At 64.3% G+C, this 17,049-nt stretch carries 13 protein-coding genes and 3 pseudogenes; 15 read left to right on the forward strand and 1 reads right to left on the reverse strand.

Annotation, left to right across the window (positions count from 1 at the left end):
- Window positions 1–4: 4 nt before the first annotated feature.
- From nuoE to ACQ858_RS05550, 13 genes and pseudogenes are all read left to right on the forward strand, one after another.
- Window positions 5–535: an NADH-quinone oxidoreductase subunit NuoE gene (gene nuoE / locus ACQ858_RS05490; RefSeq protein ID WP_431275755.1), complete on the forward strand. Its 531-nt coding sequence runs from the start codon at window positions 5–7 to the stop codon at window positions 533–535.
- Entirely contained in the window at window positions 535–1,875 is a 1,341-nt protein-coding gene (nuoF, locus tag ACQ858_RS05495; RefSeq protein WP_431275756.1) for an NADH-quinone oxidoreductase subunit NuoF, read from the forward strand. The genes nuoE and nuoF overlap by 1 nt, the downstream gene beginning before the upstream one ends.
- A 22-nt stretch (window positions 1,876–1,897) precedes the next feature.
- Window positions 1,898–4,046 (forward strand): annotated as a pseudogene (nuoG, locus tag ACQ858_RS05500) (NADH-quinone oxidoreductase subunit NuoG).
- Window positions 4,043–5,119, forward strand: coding sequence for an NADH-quinone oxidoreductase subunit NuoH (gene nuoH / locus ACQ858_RS05505; protein ID WP_431275757.1), 1,077 nt, complete (start codon window positions 4,043–4,045; stop codon window positions 5,117–5,119). The pseudogene nuoG and the gene nuoH overlap by 4 nt, the downstream one beginning before the upstream one ends.
- Window positions 5,120–5,124: 5 nt before the next feature.
- On the forward strand, window positions 5,125–5,667 hold the full coding sequence (gene nuoI / locus ACQ858_RS05510; RefSeq protein ID WP_431275758.1) for an NADH-quinone oxidoreductase subunit NuoI: 543 nt from the start codon (window positions 5,125–5,127) through the stop codon (window positions 5,665–5,667).
- Between the two features lie 35 nt (window positions 5,668–5,702).
- Complete coding sequence (locus ACQ858_RS05515; RefSeq protein WP_431275759.1) at window positions 5,703–6,350, forward strand: NADH-quinone oxidoreductase subunit J; 648 nt, start codon at window positions 5,703–5,705, stop codon at window positions 6,348–6,350.
- Window positions 6,347–6,655 (forward strand): NADH-quinone oxidoreductase subunit NuoK, encoded by a 309-nt coding sequence (gene nuoK / locus ACQ858_RS05520; RefSeq protein ID WP_088956248.1) that lies wholly within the window; start codon window positions 6,347–6,349, stop codon window positions 6,653–6,655. Before ACQ858_RS05515 ends, nuoK begins: the two co-directional genes overlap by 4 nt.
- 8 nt (window positions 6,656–6,663) lie before the next feature.
- Window positions 6,664–8,687: pseudogene (nuoL, locus tag ACQ858_RS05525) on the forward strand (NADH-quinone oxidoreductase subunit L).
- A gap of 25 nt (window positions 8,688–8,712) precedes the next feature.
- Window positions 8,713–10,188, forward strand: coding sequence for an NADH-quinone oxidoreductase subunit M (locus tag ACQ858_RS05530; protein WP_431275760.1), 1,476 nt, complete (start codon window positions 8,713–8,715; stop codon window positions 10,186–10,188).
- A gap of 24 nt (window positions 10,189–10,212) precedes the next feature.
- Window positions 10,213–11,700, forward strand: coding sequence for an NADH-quinone oxidoreductase subunit NuoN (gene nuoN / locus ACQ858_RS05535; protein WP_431275761.1), 1,488 nt, complete (start codon window positions 10,213–10,215; stop codon window positions 11,698–11,700).
- A gap of 9 nt (window positions 11,701–11,709) precedes the next feature.
- Window positions 11,710–12,012, forward strand: a complete 303-nt coding sequence (locus ACQ858_RS05540; RefSeq protein ID WP_431275762.1) for a DUF2818 family protein — start codon at window positions 11,710–11,712, stop codon at window positions 12,010–12,012.
- Between the two features lie 10 nt (window positions 12,013–12,022).
- Window positions 12,023–12,637, forward strand: coding sequence for an NUDIX domain-containing protein (locus ACQ858_RS05545; RefSeq protein ID WP_431275763.1), 615 nt, complete (start codon window positions 12,023–12,025; stop codon window positions 12,635–12,637).
- Window positions 12,638–12,644: 7 nt separating this feature from the next.
- A complete protein-coding gene (locus ACQ858_RS05550; protein ID WP_431275764.1) occupies window positions 12,645–13,097 on the forward strand; it encodes a DUF1178 family protein in 453 nt (150 codons plus the stop codon).
- A gap of 42 nt (window positions 13,098–13,139) precedes the next feature.
- Here the strand turns inward: ACQ858_RS05550 and ACQ858_RS05555 are convergent, their stop codons facing one another.
- Window positions 13,140–14,924, reverse strand: a complete 1,785-nt coding sequence (locus tag ACQ858_RS05555) for an ABC transporter transmembrane domain-containing protein (protein WP_431275765.1) — start codon at window positions 14,922–14,924, stop codon at window positions 13,140–13,142.
- A gap of 240 nt (window positions 14,925–15,164) precedes the next feature.
- Between ACQ858_RS05555 and ACQ858_RS05560 the strand changes: the two are divergent.
- Both ACQ858_RS05560 and ACQ858_RS05565 read left to right on the forward strand, forming a co-directional pair.
- Window positions 15,165–15,380: pseudogene (locus tag ACQ858_RS05560) on the forward strand (MarR family winged helix-turn-helix transcriptional regulator); the annotation flags it as partial.
- Between the two features lie 153 nt (window positions 15,381–15,533).
- Window positions 15,534–17,030: an efflux transporter outer membrane subunit gene (locus tag ACQ858_RS05565; RefSeq protein WP_431276798.1), complete on the forward strand. Its 1,497-nt coding sequence runs from the start codon at window positions 15,534–15,536 to the stop codon at window positions 17,028–17,030.
- Window positions 17,031–17,049 lie beyond the last annotated feature (19 nt).

Raw genomic sequence — 17,049 nt, forward strand, 5'->3', positions numbered from 1 at the left:
ACCCATGACTTCCGACACCACCCGCCGCGAACAGGCGCCGCTCTCCGAAGCGACGCTGGCCCGCTTTGCACGCGAGGTCGCCAAGTACCCGCCAGCCGGCAAGCAGTCGGCCGTGATGGCTTGCCTCGCCATCGTGCAGCAGGAAGACGGCTTCATCAGCGAGCTGCGCGAGCGTGAGATCGCGGACTACCTCGGCATGGCGCCGATCGCGGTCCACGAGGTCACCACGTTCTACAACATGTACAACCAGCGGCCGGTGGGCGCGTTCAAGCTCAACGTCTGCACCAATCTGCCTTGCCAGCTCCGCGACGGCGCGGCTGCCCTTGCGCATCTCGAGAAGAAGCTCGGCATCCAGATGGGCGAGACCACGGCTGACGGCATGTTCACGCTGCAGCAGAGCGAATGCCTCGGCGCCTGCGCCGATTCGCCGGTGATGCTGGTCAATGACCGCACGATGTGCAGCTTCATGAGCAACGAGAAACTCGATCAGTTGATCGACGGCCTGCGCAATTCGACGCCGAAGGGAGCGCAATGATGTCGCCCGAGCAAGTGCTGTCGCAATTCCAGGCGACCGGTGTCCAGACCTGCTTCCATGACCGCCACATCTCGCCGCAGATTTATGCCGGCCTGAACGGGACCAACTGGCGCCTGGCCGACTACGAGGCGCGCGGCGGCTACAAGGCGCTGCGCAAGATCCTGACCGAAGGCTTGACGCCCGACCAGGTGATCGCCGAAGTCAAGTCTTCCGGCCTTCGCGGGCGCGGCGGCGCGGGCTTCCCGACGGGCCTCAAGTGGAGCTTCATGCCCCGGCAGTTCCCGGGCCAGAAGTACCTGGTCTGCAACTCCGACGAGGGCGAGCCCGGCACCTGCAAGGACCGGGACATCCTGCAATTCAACCCGCACATCGTGATCGAAGGCATGGCCATCGCTGCCTATGCGATGGGCATCAGCGTCGGCTACAACTACATTCACGGCGAGATCTTCCAGACCTACGAGCGCTTCGAGGAAGCGCTGGAAGAGGCGCGCGCGGCAGGCTACCTCGGCGATGGCATCATGGGCAGCAGCTACAACTTCCAGCTGCACGCCGCCCATGGCTTCGGCGCCTACATCTGCGGCGAAGAAACTGCGCTGCTCGAGTCGCTCGAAGGCAAGAAGGGGCAGCCCCGCTTCAAGCCGCCGTTCCCGGCGAGCTTCGGCCTGTACGGCAAGCCGACGACCATCAACAACACCGAGACCTTTGCGGCGGTGCCGTGGATCATCAACAACGGTGGTGCGGCTTACCTCGAATGCGGCAAGCCCAACAACGGCGGCACCAAGATTTTCTCGGTCAGCGGTGACGTCGAGATGCCCGGCAACTATGAAGTGCCGATGGGCACGCCGTTCTCCAAGCTGCTCGAACTGGCGGGCGGTGTCCGCAAGGGACGCCAGCTCAAGGCGGTGATCCCCGGCGGGTCGTCCGCGCCCGTGCTGCCGGCTTCCATCATGATGGAATGCACGATGGACTACGACTCGATCGCCAAGGCCGGCTCGATGCTCGGCTCGGGCGCGGTCATCGTGATGGACGACAGCCGTTCGATGGTCGAGTCGCTCAAGCGCCTCTCGTACTTTTACATGCACGAGTCCTGCGGCCAGTGCACGCCGTGCCGCGAAGGCACCGGCTGGCTGTGGCGTCTCGTGGACCGGATCCACAACGGACACGGAAAGCCGGCCGACATCGATCTGCTGAACTCCGTCGCCGACAACATCCAGGGCCGCACCATCTGCGCGCTCGGCGATGCGGCGGCCATGCCGGTGCGGGCCATGATCAAGCACTTCCGCCACGAGTTCGAAGCCCTGGTTCCGGGCTACGTTCCGAAGGCTCCCGTCAAGGCCTGAGCACAAGAAGAACACAACACATATGGTTGAAATCGAACTTGACGGCAAGAAGGTCGAAGTGACCGAAGGCAGCATGGTCATGCATGCGGCCGAAAAGGCGGGCACCTACATCCCGCACTTCTGCTACCACAAGAAGCTCAGCATCGCCGCCAACTGCCGGATGTGCCTGGTCGACGTCGAGAAGGCGCCGAAGCCGATGCCGGCCTGCGCCACGCCGGTGACGCAGGGCATGATCGTCCGCACCAAGAGCGACAAGGCGATCAAGGCCCAGCAGTCGGTGATGGAGTTCCTTCTCATCAATCACCCGCTGGATTGCCCGATCTGCGACCAGGGCGGCGAGTGCCAGCTGCAGGATCTCGCCGTCGGCTACGGCGCTTCTTCCTCTCGCTACGAAGAAGAAAAGCGTGTCGTGTTCCACAAGGACGTCGGCCCGCTGATCAGCATGGAGGAAATGAGCCGCTGCATTCACTGCACGCGCTGCGTCCGTTTCGGCCAGGAAGTGGCCGGCGTGATGGAGCTGGGCATGGCCAATCGCGGCGAGCACTCCGAGATCGAAACCTTCCTCGGCGATTCGGTGGATTCCGAGCTGTCGGGCAACATGATCGACATCTGCCCGGTCGGCGCGCTCACGAGCAAGCCCTTCCGCTACAGCGCCCGCACCTGGGAACTGTCTCGCCGCAAGTCGGTGAGCCCGCACGATTCGACGGGTGCCAACCTGATCGTGCAGGTCAAGAACAACCGCGTGATGCGCGTGGTGCCGCTCGAGAACGAAGACGTGAACGAGTGCTGGATCGCCGACCGTGACCGCTTCTCGTACGAGGCATTGAACGGCCCTGAGCGCCTGACGCAGCCGATGCTGAAGCAAGGCGGTCAGTGGCAGCAGGTGGACTGGCAGACCGCGCTGGAATACGTCGCCAACGGTCTCAAGCAGATCAAGGCCGATCACGGCCCGCAGACCATCGGCACGCTGGTCAGCCCGCACAGCACGCTCGAAGAGCTGCACCTGGCCAAGCTGCTGACGAATGGCCTGGGCAGCGACAACATCGATTACCGCTTGCGCAATGCCGAGTTCGCGCCTTTCGAAGGCGTGCGCTGGCTTGGCACGTCGATCGCATCGCTGTCGCAGCTGCAGCGCACACTCGTGATCGGCTCCAACCTCCGCAAGGATCATCCGTTGTTCGCCCAGCGGATCCGCCAGGCCGTTCGCAAGGGGTGTGCTGAGCGCCGTCACCTCGCAGGCGCTTTTCGCCGATGACGACGCTTGGGCGATTCCGGTCGCCAACGCCGTTCGTGTCTCGTCCGATCGCTGGGTCGATGTGCTCGCGCAAGTCGCCGCGGCCGTCGCCGAAAGCAAGGGTGCCAGTGCGCCCATCGCTGCAAACGGTTCCCCGAGTGATGTTGCCAAGGCCATCGCTGCTTCCCTGCTCGACGGCGAACGCAAAGCCATCCTGCTCGGCAATGCGGCAGCCCATCACGCACAGGCCGGCACCTTGCTGCTGCTGGCGAACTGGATCGGTGCGCAAACCGGCGCGAGCGTCGGCTTCCTGACCGAGGCCGCGAACACGGTCGGTGCGCAGGTCGTGGGCGCGTTGCCCAAGGCCGGCGGACTGAATGCAGGCCAGATGCTGGCTGGCGGACTCAAGGCCGCGCTGCTGCTCAACAACGAGCCGGTGTTCGACTCGGCCGCAGGCGAGTCTGCTGTGGAAGGGCTGACGCACGCTCAGATGGTCGTGACGCTGAGCCCGTTCAAGGCCAACCTCGAGTTCAGCGACGTCCTGCTGCCGATCGCTCCCTTTACCGAAACGGCCGGCACCTTCGTGAATGCCGAAGGGCGCGTGCAGAGCTTCCATGCGGTCGTGAAGCCCCAGGGTGAGGCGCGTCCGGCCTGGAAGGTCCTCCGCGTTCTGGGCAACCTGCTCGGTTTGCCCGGCTTTACCTTCGAATCCTCGGCGGACGTTCTCGCCGACATGGGCCCCACTGCCGAACTGGTGACGGGCAGGCTGAGCAACGCGACGTCGGCACCGGTCGTTGCCGGCACGCCGACGCAGGCTGCGCCGGTGGTTGCGAGCATCTATCAGCTCGACTCGATCGTCCGTCGTGCCCCATCGCTCCAACTCACGGCCGACGCTCGTCTTGCGCAGGCTTCCGGCGCAGAGGAGGTGCTCGCATGATCGACGCACTGCACGGCTTCGGAGCCGGACTCGTGTCCGCAGGCTGGTGGACCGCCATCGCCTGGCCCATCATCTGGACGTTGATCAAGATCGTCGTAGTGGTCGCACCATTGATGGGTGCGGTCGCCTATCTGACGCTCTGGGAGCGCAAGGCCATCGGCTTCACGCAGATCCGCATCGGCCCCAATCGGATTGGACCGCTCGGTCTGCTGCAGCCCATCGCCGACGCACTCAAGCTGCTGACGAAGGAAATCATCCTTCCGACCGTCGCCAACAAGGGACTGTTTCTGCTCGGCCCGATCATGACGATCATGCCGGCGCTGGCCGCGTGGGCCGTGATTCCGTTCGGCCCCGAAGTTGCGCTCGCCAACATCAATGCCGGCCTGCTGTTCGTCATGGCCATCACCTCGCTGGAGGTCTATGGCGTGATCATCGCGGGATGGGCGTCGAATTCGAAGTACGCCTTTCTCGGCGCCCTGCGTGCATCCGCCCAGATGGTCAGCTACGAGATCGCGATGGGCTTCTGCTTCGTCGTGGTGCTGATGGTGTCGGCCAGCCTCAACATGACCGACATCGTGATGGGGCAGGGCAGGGGTCACTTCGTCTCGATGGGCGTAGGCTTCCTGTCGTGGAACTGGCTGCCGTTGCTGCCGATCTTCCTCGTCTACTTCATCTCCGGTCTGGCCGAGACGAACCGCCACCCCTTCGACGTCGTCGAAGGCGAATCCGAGATCGTCGCGGGCCACATGATCGAGTACTCGGGCATGAGCTTCGCCATGTTCTTCCTGGCCGAGTACGCCAACATGTGGCTGGTCTCGATCCTCTGCGTGATCCTGTTCCTGGGCGGCTGGCTGCCTCCATTCGAGTTCCTGTCGTTCATTCCGGGCTGGATCTGGCTGGGCATCAAGACCTTCTGCGTGGTCACCATGTTCCTGTGGGTCCGTTCGACTTTCCCGCGCTTCCGCTATGACCAGATCATGCGTCTGGGCTGGAAGATCTTCATTCCGGTCACGCTGGTGTGGCTGGTGGTGGTCGGCGCGTGGATGCAGACCTCGTTCAACATCTGGAAGTAATCGCCATGCCTGCGCAAACCACCAGCGCGCTTGCGCGCTCATCACCGACGACGGCGCAGCCGTTTTCGCTCAAGGACTTTCTGCGCAGCTTCATGCTGTTCGAACTGTTCAAGGGTCTGGCAGTGACCGGCAAGTACGCCTTCAGCCGCAAGATCACCGTGCAGTTCCCGGAAGAGAAGACGCCGCTTTCGCCGCGTTTCCGCGGACTTCATGCGCTTCGCCGCTACGAGAATGGCGAAGAGCGGTGCATCGCCTGCAAGCTGTGCGAGGCCGTGTGCCCCGCCATGGCGATCACGATCGAGTCCGACGTGCGTGACGACGGCTCTCGCCGGACCACCCGCTACGACATCGACCTGACCAAGTGCATCTTCTGCGGGTTCTGCGAAGAAAGCTGCCCGGTCGACTCGATCGTGGAAACCCACATCTTCGAATACCACGGGGAAAAGCGCGGCGACCTCTACTTCACCAAGGACATGCTCCTGGCCGTGGGCGATCGCTACGAAAAAGAAATCGCTGCCAACAAGGCGGCAGACGCCAAGTACCGCTGAGCGGTCTGGCCCGAACCTCGCAACGAATTCGACCCATGGACGTCAAGACCGGTCTGTTCTATCTGTTTTCCGCGGTGCTGCTGTTCGCAGCCTTTCGCGTGATCACCGCGCGCAACCCCGTGTATGCCGCGCTCTACCTCGTGCTGGCCTTCTTCCAGGCTTCGGCGATCTGGCTGCTGCTGCGGGCCGAGTTTCTGGCCATTTCGCTCGTGCTCGTCTACGTCGGTGCGGTGATGGTGCTGTTCCTGTTCGTCGTGATGATGCTGGACATCAACGTCGACAGTCTCAGAGAGGGCTTCTGGCGGCACTTCCCGCTTGCCGCAGGCGTCGGTGCACTCATCGCGCTCGAAATGGCGGCGGTGCTGATGGGCGGCTTCCGCCTCGCTGCGCCGAAGAGTCCGCTTGCGACCGGTCCCAACACCTCCAACACGCTCGAGCTGGGCAAGCTTCTCTACACCGACTACCTGTATCCGCTGGAGATTGCGGCGGTGATCCTGCTCGTCGCGATCGTCGCGGCCATCGCGCTCACGCTGCGCACCCGCAAGGACAGCAAGTACGTCAACCCGGCCGACCAGGTCCGGGTGAAGGCGCGCGACCGGGTCCGCATCGTCCAGATGCCGGCCACCCGTGCGCCACAACCCGCTGCCGAGGAACCGTCGGCAGCCGCGGAGACCAAGGCATGACGCTCACGCTCGGACACTTCCTCTCGCTGGGCGCGATGCTGTTCGCGCTTTCCGTGATCGGCATCTTCCTCAACCGGAAGAACCTCATCGTTCTCCTGATGTGCATCGAGCTCATGCTTCTGGCCGTCAACATGAACTTCGTCGCCTTCTCGTATTTCCTCGGCGACATGCACGGCCAGATCTTCGTGTTCTTCATCCTGACGGTCGCTGCGGCCGAATCCGCGATCGGTCTGGCGCTGCTCGTCCTCCTGTTCCGCAACAGGTCGAACATCAACGTCGACGAACTCAACGCGCTCAAGGGCTAAGGATCATCATGAGCGCAACACTTTCTGCATCCTCGTTGCTGGCCGTTCCGCTGGCTCCCCTGGTCGGCGCCGTCGTCGCGGGCCTGTTCGGCACGAAGTTCGGCGGCAACCACATCGGCCGCCGCGTCACGCATTCGCTGACCATCCTCGGCGTGCTCGTGGCCTTCATCATCTCGGCCATGACGCTCAAGAGCGTGGTCGCCGACGGCGCCCGCTTCAACGAGACCATCTACGAATGGATGACGGTCGGCGGCCTGAAGATGGAGATCGGCTTCCTGATCGACGGTCTCACTGCCATGATGATGTGCGTCGTGACCTTCGTGTCGCTGATGGTTCACATCTACACCATCGGCTACATGCAGGACGACGACGGCTACAACCGTTTCTTCTCCTACATCTCGCTGTTCACCTTCTCGATGCTGATGCTCGTGATGAGCAACAACATGCTCCAGCTTTTCTTCGGCTGGGAAGCGGTGGGCCTGGTGTCGTACCTGCTGATCGGGTTCTGGTTCAACCGTCCGACAGCGATCTTCGCGAACCTGAAGGCCTTCCTGGTCAACCGCGTGGGCGACTTCGGCTTCATCCTCGGCATCGGCCTGATCGCCGCCTATGCGGGCACGCTGAACTACGGCGAAGCCTTCGCGAAGGCCGGCGAGCTGGCGAAGATCACCTTCCCCGGTACCGAATGGATGCTCATCACGGTGATCTGCATTTGCCTGTTCATCGGCGCGATGGGGAAGAGCGCGCAGTTCCCGCTGCACGTCTGGCTGCCTGATTCGATGGAAGGCCCGACCCCGATCTCCGCGCTGATTCACGCGGCGACGATGGTGACCGCCGGCATCTTCATGGTGGCGCGCATGTCGCCGCTGTTCGAGCTGAGCGATACGGCCTTGAGCTTCGTCCTGGTGATCGGTGCGATCACGGCGCTCTTCATGGGTTTCCTGGGCATCATCCAGAACGACATCAAGCGCGTGGTGGCCTACTCGACGCTTTCGCAGCTCGGCTACATGACCGTGGCGCTTGGCGCATCGGCGTACTCGGCTGCGGTGTTCCACCTGATGACGCACGCCTTCTTCAAGGCCCTGCTGTTCCTCGGCGCCGGCTCGGTGATCATCGGCATGCACCACAACCAGGACATCCGCTGGATGGGTGGCTTGCGCAAGTACATGCCGATCACCTGGATCACCTCGCTCGTCGGCTCGCTCGCGTTGATCGGCACGCCGCTGTTCGCCGGCTTCTACTCCAAGGACACCATCATCGAGGCGGTCCACGAAAGCCACCTGTGGGGCTCCGGCTTCGCGTATTTCGCGGTGCTCGCAGGCGTGTTCGTCACGGCCTTCTACTCGTTCCGGATGTACTTCCTGGTGTTTCACGGCGAGGAGCGCTACGACCAGAATCCGGATGCGCACCATGATGCGCACGACGATCACCATGGCCACGACGACCATCATGGGCCGCACGAGTCTCCGTGGGTGGTCTGGCTGCCGCTGGTGCTGCTGGCCATTCCGTCGGTCGTCATCGGCTTCATGACGATTCAGCCGATGCTCTTCGGCGACTTCTTCAGCGGCGCGATCGTCATCGACGAGACGAAGCACGAGGCGATGAAGGAACTGTCCGAGGCGTTCCATGGCCCGCTGGCGATGGCAGTCCACGGCTTGACCGCCGCGCCGTTCTGGCTCGCGCTCGCAGGCGTGGTGCTGTCCTGGTACATGTACCGGTCAACCCGGCGCTGCCGGCGGCGATCAAGCGTGCCTGCGGACCGATCTACCGCCTGCTCGACAACAAGTACTACATGGACTGGTTCAACGAGAACGTCATCGCCCGCGCCACCCGTGCCCTGGGCACGGGTCTCTGGAAGGGCGGCGACCAGGGCATCATCGACGGCGCCATCGTCAACGGTTCGTGGAAACTGGTCGGCCGCATCGCCGGTGCCGTGCGCTGGGTGCAGTCGGGCTACATCTATCACTACGCATTCGCGATGCTGCTGGGCATCTTCGTGCTGATGTCGTACTTCGTCTGGTTCAAACGGTAAGCGCTCTCGCTGGAGAAAAACAAAAATGGGTCTGTTGAGCCTTGCCATCTGGATGCCGATCATCATCGGCGCCGTGCTACTGGCCTTCGGTCGTGACAGTCAGGCGACGATGGTCCGCTGGATCGCCCTCGTCGGTTCGATTGCGAGCTTCCTGGTCACGCTGCCGCTTTACGCGCGCTTCGATACCAGCACCGCCGCGATGCAGTTCGTCGAGAAGACGCCCTGGATCGAGCGTTTCAACATCAACTACCACGTCGGCCTCGACGGCATCTCGTTCTGGCTCGTGCTCCTGACGGCGTTCATCACGGTCATCGTGGTGATCTCTGCCTGGGAGGTGATCACCGAGCGCGTCAACCAGTACATGGGCGCGTTCCTGATCCTGTCCGGCCTGATGATCGGCACGTTCTCCGCGCTCGACGGGATCCTGTTCTACGTCTTCTTCGAAGCCACGCTGATCCCGATGTACCTGATCATCGGTATCTGGGGCGGTCCGAACAAGATCTACGCGGCCTTCAAGTTCTTCATCTACACGCTGCTCGGCTCGCTGCTGACGCTGGTCGCGCTGATCTACCTGTACAACAAGTCGGGTGGCAGCTTCGACATCCTGACGTGGCACAAGCTGCCGCTGGAGCGGAGCACGCAGACCTACCTGTTCTTCGCCTTCCTTGCTGCCTTTGCGGTGAAGGTCCCGATGTGGCCGGTCCACACCTGGTTGCCGGACGTGCACGTCGAGGCGCCGACGGGCGGTTCTGCCGTGCTGGCAGCGATCATGCTGAAGCTCGGCGCCTACGGCTTCCTGCGGTTCTCGATGCCGATCGCGCCCGATGCCTCGCACGAGTGGGCCTGGCTCATGATCGCGCTGTCACTGATTGCCGTGATCTACGTGGGCCTCGTCGCCCTGGTCCAGCAGGACATGAAGAAACTGGTCGCGTATTCGTCGGTGGCCCACATGGGCTTCGTGACACTCGGCTTCTTCATCTTCAACGAACTCGGTGTCTCGGGCGGCATCGTCCAGATGATTTCCCACGGCTTCGTCTCCGGCGCGATGTTCCTGTGCATCGGCGTGCTGTACGACCGCGTGCATTCCCGCGAGATCGCCGACTACGGCGGTGTGGTCAACACCATGCCCAAGTTCGCGGCCTTCGCGCTGCTGTTCGCGATGGCCAACTGCGGCCTTCCGGGAACGGCCGGCTTCGTCGGCGAGTGGATGGTGATCATCGGCGCGGTCAAGACGAACTTCTGGCTCGGCCTCGGCGCCGCCACGGCGCTGATCTTCGGTGCCGCCTACACGCTGTGGATGTACAAGCGCGTCTACCTCGGCGCCCCGGGCAACGACCACGTGAAGGAGCTGAGCGACATCGGCGCCCGCGAATTCCTCATGCTCGCATTGCTGGCGATCGCGGTGCTCTGGATGGGCCTCTATCCCAAGCCTTTCACCGATGTGATGAATCCGTCCGTGGCCGAACTGCTGCGCCACGTGGCGATTTCCAAGCTGCCCTAAATCCAAGCTGAACAAGAGAACGAGATGATTGACAAACTCAGCTGGATGGCGATCTACCCAGAGGCGGCGCTGCTCATCATGGCATGCGTCATCGCGCTGGTGGATCTGTCCACCACCAGCCCCCGCCGCACGGCCACCTATGTGCTGACGCTGCTGACGCTGGCGGTGATCGCGGTGCTGACCGGATTCAACGCCGCCGAAGGCAAGACCATCTATGGATTCGGCGGGATGGTCGTGAGCGACCCGATGGGCAACTGGCTCAAGTGCTTCGCGACGCTCGCACTGATGGTCACGCTCGTCTACGGCCGCCCCTATTCGGCCGATCGCGGCATGCTGCGTGGCGGCGAGTTGTTCACGATGAGCATGCTGGCTTTGCTCGGCATGTTCGTGATGATCTCGGGCAGCAACTTCCTGGTGCTTTACCTCGGACTCGAATTGCTGACGCTGTCGAGCTACGCCCTGGTCGCGCTGCGCCGCGACAACGCCGTGGCGAGCGAAGCCGCAATGAAGTACTTCGTCCTCGGCGCAATGGCCAGCGGCTTCCTGCTCTATGGCCTGTCGATGATGTACGGCGCGACCGGTTCGCTCGACATCAACGAGGTGTTCAAGGCCATCGGTACCCGTCAGGTCAATCACCAGGTCCTCGTCTTCGGCCTGGTCTTCATCGTCGCGGGCCTGGCATTCAAGGTGGGCGCTGCACCATTCCACATGTGGGTGCCTGATGTGTACCAAGGCGCACCGACGGCGGTCACGCTGCTGATCGGCGCGGCGCCTGAGCTGGCGGCCTTCGCGATCATCATTCGCCTCCTGGTCGAAGGCTTGCTCCCGCTCGCATTCGACTGGCAACAGATGCTGACGCTGCTCGCGATCGCGTCGCTGCTGGTGGGCAATCTCGCGGCCATCGCGCAGACGAACCTCAAGCGGATGCTGGCCTATTCGACCATCGCGCAGATGGGCTTCATGCTGCTCGGCCTGGTGGCCGGTGTCGTCAACGGCAACACGTACAACGCGCAGTTCGCCTACAGCGCCGCGATGTTCTACATCATCACCTATGTGCTCACGACGCTCGCGAGCTTCGGGATCATCCTGCTCCTGGCGCGCGAGGGCTTCGAGAGCGAGGAGATCACCGATCTCGCCGGTCTCAACCAGCGCAGCCCGCTGTATGCCGGCGTGATGGCGATCGCGATGTTCTCGCTGGCGGGCGTGCCGCCGCTGGTCGGCTTCTACGCCAAGTTCGCAGTGCTCCAGGCCCTGATCGCATCGGGTCAGGCGATGCACATCGCGCTGGCCGTCTTCGCCGTGGTGATGTCGCTGATCGGCGCGTTCTACTACCTGCGCGTGGTCAAGGTCATGTACTTCGACGCTCCCCTGACCGCGACGACCGTGTCGGCGCCGCACGACGTCCGTGCCGTGCTCACCGTCAACGGCGCGCTGATCCTGATCCTGGGGATTCTGCCCGGTGGCCTGATGGCGCTTTGCGCTCGGGCGATCGTGGCAACGCTCGCGACCTGATCCGGCTCCGTGTCTCAAACCGCCTCGGTCTGGGTGGTGCTGCTGGTTGCGCTGCTGGCAGCCAACCTGCCGTTCTTCACGGAGCGCATACTGGGGTTGATTCCGCTGCCGGGCTCGACGAAGTCGCTCGCGATCCGGCTCGGCGAACTGCTGCTGCTCTACTTCATCGTCGGCGGCATCGGGTTGCTGTTCGAAAGCCGCGTCGGTCAGATTGCCCCACAGGGATGGGAGTTCTACGCCGTCACGGCCGCGCTGTTCATCGTTCTGGCGTTCCCCGGGTTCACGTGGCGCTATCTGTTGAAGCATCGGTGAAGGAAATCGAATGAGCTCGAAGACCCCAGACGGCGTCGATACGCACCTCCGTGAAGAATGCACGGCCAGCGAACTGTTGTTCCAGGGGAATTTCCTCCGTGCCAAGCGAGACACCGTCCGATTGCCGGATGGGCACACCGCGACGCGCGAGTACGTTGTGCATCCCGGTGCGGTCGTGGTCGTGCCGTTGCTCGATGATGGGCGCCTCGTGCTCGAGCGCCAGTATCGCTACCCCATCGGCCATGTGATGACCGAGTTTCCTGCCGGAAAGCTCGATGCCGGCGAGGACCCTCTGCTGTGCGGCCAGCGCGAACTGGTCGAGGAAACCGGCTACACCGCGCAAGAGTGGGCCTACGCCGGTGCGATGCATCTGGCGGTCGCCTATTCGACGGAAGTCATCCACATCTATTTCGCGCGCGGACTTTCGCTCGGAACGCGCCAGCTGGACCATGGCGAATTCCTCGACGTGATCAGTGCGACGCCCGAGGAAGTGCTTGCGTGGTGCCGTGACGGAATCGTGACCGATGCCAAGTCGCAGACTTGCGCGTTGTGGCTCCAGAACGTCCTTTCGGGTGCCTGGGTCCTCGACTGGCAATCGCCCGCGCAGTTCGCCCCGGCGGGATAATGCGCGCATGAAGGTCCTCAACCTCCAGTGCGCACACGGTCACGGCTTCGAGGGATGGTTCGCGTCCCACGAGGAGTTCGAGACCCAGCTCGCGGGTGGGCTGGTGGAGTGCCCGCTCTGTGGCGACAGGAAAATCGCGAAGCTGCTGGCCGCGCCGCGCCTGAATCTCGGCAGCGCCAAGCCGGCCAAGCCGGCCAAGCCGGCCGAGCCGCGAGCAGCGCCTGACGATGCCGGGTCGCCCGAAGGCCGCTGGCTCCAGGCGGTGCGCAAGGTGATCGCGCAAACCGAGGACGTCGGCGACCGCTTCGCCGACGAGGCGCGAAAGATGCACTACGGTGAGGCGGAAGAACGCGGCATCCGCGGCCAGACCACGCGCGAACAGGCCCAGAGCCTGATCGACGAGGGCATCCCTGTTTTTTCGCTGCCTTTGCCGCCGGCGCTCAAGGAAACCTTGCAGTAGCGCCGCGCGCCGGCGACGCGCGTCCCGGCCGCAAGCCGGATTTCAGGCCACGAACTGCAGCGCTGCGAGCCGTGCGTAGACGCCGTTCTGCGCAACCAGGCTCGCGTGCGTTCCCTGCTCGACGATGCTCCCGTGGTCGAGCACCACGATGCGGTCCGCCTTCTGCACGGTCGCGAGCCGGTGGGCGATCACGAGCGTGGTGCGTCCGGTCATTGCCGATTCAAGCGCCGCCTGGACCATGCGCTCGCTCTCGGCGTCAAGTGCACTCGTGGCCTCGTCGAGCAGAAGCAGCGGTGGGTTCTTGAGCATGGCGCGTGCGATCGCGATGCGCTGCCGCTGGCCGCCGGAAAGCCGTACGCCGCGTTCGCCCAGGAACGTGTCGTATCCCTCGGGCAGCGCGCGCAGGAAGCCGTCCGCGAAGGCCGCCTTGGCGGCTGCGTGGACTTCCTCGGCGGTCGCGTCGGGCCGGCCGTAGCGGATGTTCTCGAAGGCGGTCGCCGAGAAGATGACCGCATCCTGGGGAACGAGGCCGATCCGCTGGCGCAGCGCGTCCAGCGACAGCGCGCCGAGCGGGGCGCCGTCCAGCGAGATGCTTCCGGATTGCGGGTCGTAGTAGCGCAGCAGAAGCTGGAAGACCGTGCTCTTGCCGGCGCCGCTCGATCCGACCAGCGCCACCGTCTCACCGGGCGTGATCGTGAGGCTGAATTCGCGCAGCGCGGGAACGCCGGGGCGGGAAGGGTAGTGGAAGGTCACCGATCCGAAGCGGACCGAGCTGCCGCCATCGGAAACCGGCGCCTGAACGGGCGCGGCGGGCGATTCGATCACGGACCTGGCGTGCAGCAGTTCCATCAGCCGTTCGGTCGCGCCGGCCGCGCGCAGCAGGTCGCCGTAGACCTCGCCGAGCACCGCCGCGGCGCTCGCGAGAATGATCACGTAGACCACGGTCTGTCCCAGGTGGCCGGCCGTGATGTCGCCGTGCAGAACGGCCTGCGTTCCCTGGTAGAGGCCCCAGAGCAGCGCGGCCGATGTCGCGATGATGATGAAGGCCACGAGGATGGAACGCGCCTTCGTGCGATGAACCGCGGTGCGGAAGGCGTTGTCCGTCGATGCGTCGAAGCGGGCCGATTCACGCGCCTCCGCCGTGTAGCTCTGAACGACCGGGATGGCATTGAGCACTTCCGCGGCGATCGCGCTCGAGTCCGCCACGCGATCCTGGCTGGCGCGCGACAGCTTGCGCACACGCCGGCCGAACCACATGCTCGGCAGCACCACCAGCACGAGAATGCCGAGCACCTGGACCATCACGTAAGGATTGGTCCAGATCAGCATCGCGAGTGCGCCCACCGCCATCACCGCATTGCGCAGGCCCATGCTGAGCGACGAGCCGACGACGGTCTGTACCAGCGTGGTGTCGGCAGTCAGGCGTGAAAGCACCTCGCCGGTCTGCGTGGTCTCGAAGAAGACCGGGCTCTGGCGCAGCACGTGGGCGTAGACCGCATTGCGCAGGTCCGCCGTGACGCGCTCCCCGAGCCAGCTCACGGTGTAGAAGCGCGCTGCCGAGAAGAGGCCGAGCGCCACGGCCACGGCGAAGAGGGCGACGAAGTGATCGCGCAGCGCCATGGTTTGCGCGCCCTTGTCGCTCCCGATCAGGCCGCCGTCGATCAGGCTGCGCAGCGCGACCGGGAAGATTAGCGTCGTGACGGCGGCAAGCACCAGAAAAACCCCGGCCAGGATGATCTGCGTGCGATACGGCCGAAGAAAGGGCGCCAGCCCGGATAAGGACTTCGGGGAGCCTTTGCCGGGCCGGGTGGAAGTGGAGGAAGCCATGGCGCGATTCTAGCTAACGCTTGCCCACTCAAAGGTCGCCTTGACAATAATTGCCGAGGCAACTAATATTCGCCGATGTCCAATTCCAAGAGTCCCGAGTCCACTCTGGCAGAGTCGCCGTCCGGCGAGCCGCGCGGCGTCAAGGCGTTCTACAAGCCCGAGAACTACCGCTCGGAGGAGAGCATCGGCTACCTGATGCGGCGCATCATGACGGCTGTCGGCCAGTCCGTGGAATCGCTCATGTGCGAACCCGGCAGCCCGACCTACCCGCAATGGGTGCCGCTGCACAAGCTTCATATGGGGCACGCCACCACCGTGGCGGAACTCGCGCGCGAGTGCGAACTCGACACCGGCGCTATGACCCGTCTGCTGGATCGTCTCGAGGCCAAGGGCCTCTGCCGGCGCGTTCGCTCGGTGTCCGACCGCCGTGTGGTCAACATCGAGCTCACCGACGAAGGCCGCGCCGCCGCCAAGCAAGTACCGCATCTGCTCTGTCGCGTGCAGAACGAGCACCTCGCCGGTTTCTCCGACGAGGAATGGGAGCAGCTCAAGAGTTATCTGCGCCGCATTCTTGATAACGCACACGCCCTCTCGGGCCGCAAAGAAAAAATGACTCATCGACTTCCTGAAGGCGCGTTGCGCCGTGCCACTGCGGTGGCAACAGCCGTGTTTGCGCTGGCGCTGGCCGGTTGCGCCGACATGGGTGGCAGTTGGCCGCAGGCCAAGCTGCGCGATGCCGATTCGCTCGGCCTCACGGCGCCGGCGTCGCCGGCCGCTTCCGCGCCTGCCGCGGCCGTGCCCGCCCTCGACAGCCAATGGTGGCTGGCCTTCGGCGATGCCCAGCTCAACGCCCTGATTGCGCAGTCGCTGGAAGGTAATCCTAACTTGCAGGTCGCGCGTGCGCGGCTCGCACGGGCGCAAGCCGCGGTTTCCGTGGTCGAGGCCAACGACAAGCCGCAGATCAACGGCTCGCTCGACCTCACGCGACAGAAATTCTCCAACACCTACATCTATCCGGCGCCGCTCGGCGGTTCGATCCAGGAGGTCGGCACGCTGCAGCTCTCGGGCAGCTGGGAACTCGACTTCTTCGGCAAGAACCGCACCGCGATCGAGGCCGCCATCGGCAGTGCCAACGCTGCCGCCGCGGACGCCGATGCGGCGCGCGTGCTGCTCGCGAGCAACGTCGCGCGCGGGTACGTGCAGTGGGCGCGACTGCAGGATCGCCTTGCCGTGGCCAATCGCACGCTCGCGCAGCGCGAAGAGACCTTCAAGCTCGTGCGGGACCGCGTTTCCGCCGGCCTCGACACGCGCCTGCAGTTGAAGCAGAGCGAAGGCGGCCTGCCCGAAGCGCGCCAGCAGATCGAAGCGCTCAAGGAGCAGATCGAGATCGCCCAGCATGCGCTCGACGCGCTGGTCGCCAAGCCGAACGCCACCCAGGGGCTCAATCCGCCGGTGCTCGGCAACATGAAGCCGATCGCGCTGCAGTCGACGATCCCGGCCGACCTGCTCGGCCGCCGCGCCGACATCGCGGCTGCGCGCTGGCGTGTCGAGGCCGCCACGAGCGACGTGGCGAATGCCAAGACCCTGTTCTATCCCAACATCAACCTGGTGGCCTTCGCGGGCTTCCAGAGCATCGGTTTCGACAACCTCCTGAAGTCCGCCAGCCAGCAGTGGGGCGTCGGTCCCGCGGTGCGTCTGCCGATCTTCGAAGGTGGCCGCCTGCGGGCCAACCTGCGCGGCAAGTCGGCCGATCTCGACACCGCAATCGAAAGCTACAACGCCACCGTGATCGATGCGGTGCGCGATGTCGCGGACCAGATCTCCAGCGTGCAGTCGGTCGCGCGCCAGCAGGTGCAGCAGCGCGAGGCGCAGGACGCCGCCGAAGCCGCCTACGACATCGCGGTGCAGCGCTACAGCGCGGGCCTCGGGACCTATCTCGATGTGCTCACGGCCGAAGTCACCGTGCTGGCACAGCGCCGCGATAGCGTGGATCTCGCCGCGCGCGCCCTCGATTCGCAGGTCGGCCTCGCACGCGCACTGGGCGGCGGCTGGCAGCCTGACGACGCAAAGACCGCTGCGGCCGGCTCTGCCACCGCGCACAACTGAACAAACGTTTCGTACCCGA

This window comes from Variovorax ureilyticus (assembly GCF_050632185.1).
GTDB classification, from domain to species: Bacteria; Pseudomonadota; Gammaproteobacteria; order Burkholderiales; family Burkholderiaceae_C; genus Variovorax; species Variovorax ureilyticus_A.

Coding starts and splice junctions, on each gene's coding strand:
- ACQ858_RS05545 (WP_431275763.1), top strand. CDS start 12,023: ATGAGCTCGAAGACCCCAGACGGCGTCGATACGCACCTCCGTGAAGAA.
- nuoE (WP_431275755.1), top strand. CDS start 5: ATGACTTCCGACACCACCCGCCGCGAACAGGCGCCGCTCTCCGAAGCG.
- ACQ858_RS05550 (WP_431275764.1), top strand. CDS start 12,645: ATGAAGGTCCTCAACCTCCAGTGCGCACACGGTCACGGCTTCGAGGGA.
- nuoI (WP_431275758.1), top strand. CDS start 5,125: ATGCCTGCGCAAACCACCAGCGCGCTTGCGCGCTCATCACCGACGACG.
- ACQ858_RS05530 (WP_431275760.1), top strand. CDS start 8,713: ATGGGTCTGTTGAGCCTTGCCATCTGGATGCCGATCATCATCGGCGCC.
- ACQ858_RS05515 (WP_431275759.1), top strand. CDS start 5,703: ATGGACGTCAAGACCGGTCTGTTCTATCTGTTTTCCGCGGTGCTGCTG.
- nuoN (WP_431275761.1), top strand. CDS start 10,213: ATGATTGACAAACTCAGCTGGATGGCGATCTACCCAGAGGCGGCGCTG.
- nuoF (WP_431275756.1), top strand. CDS start 535: ATGTCGCCCGAGCAAGTGCTGTCGCAATTCCAGGCGACCGGTGTCCAG.
- ACQ858_RS05565 (WP_431276798.1), top strand. CDS start 15,534: ATGACTCATCGACTTCCTGAAGGCGCGTTGCGCCGTGCCACTGCGGTG.
- ACQ858_RS05555 (WP_431275765.1), bottom strand. CDS start 14,924: ATGGCTTCCTCCACTTCCACCCGGCCCGGCAAAGGCTCCCCGAAGTCC.
- nuoH (WP_431275757.1), top strand. CDS start 4,043: ATGATCGACGCACTGCACGGCTTCGGAGCCGGACTCGTGTCCGCAGGC.
- nuoK (WP_088956248.1), top strand. CDS start 6,347: ATGACGCTCACGCTCGGACACTTCCTCTCGCTGGGCGCGATGCTGTTC.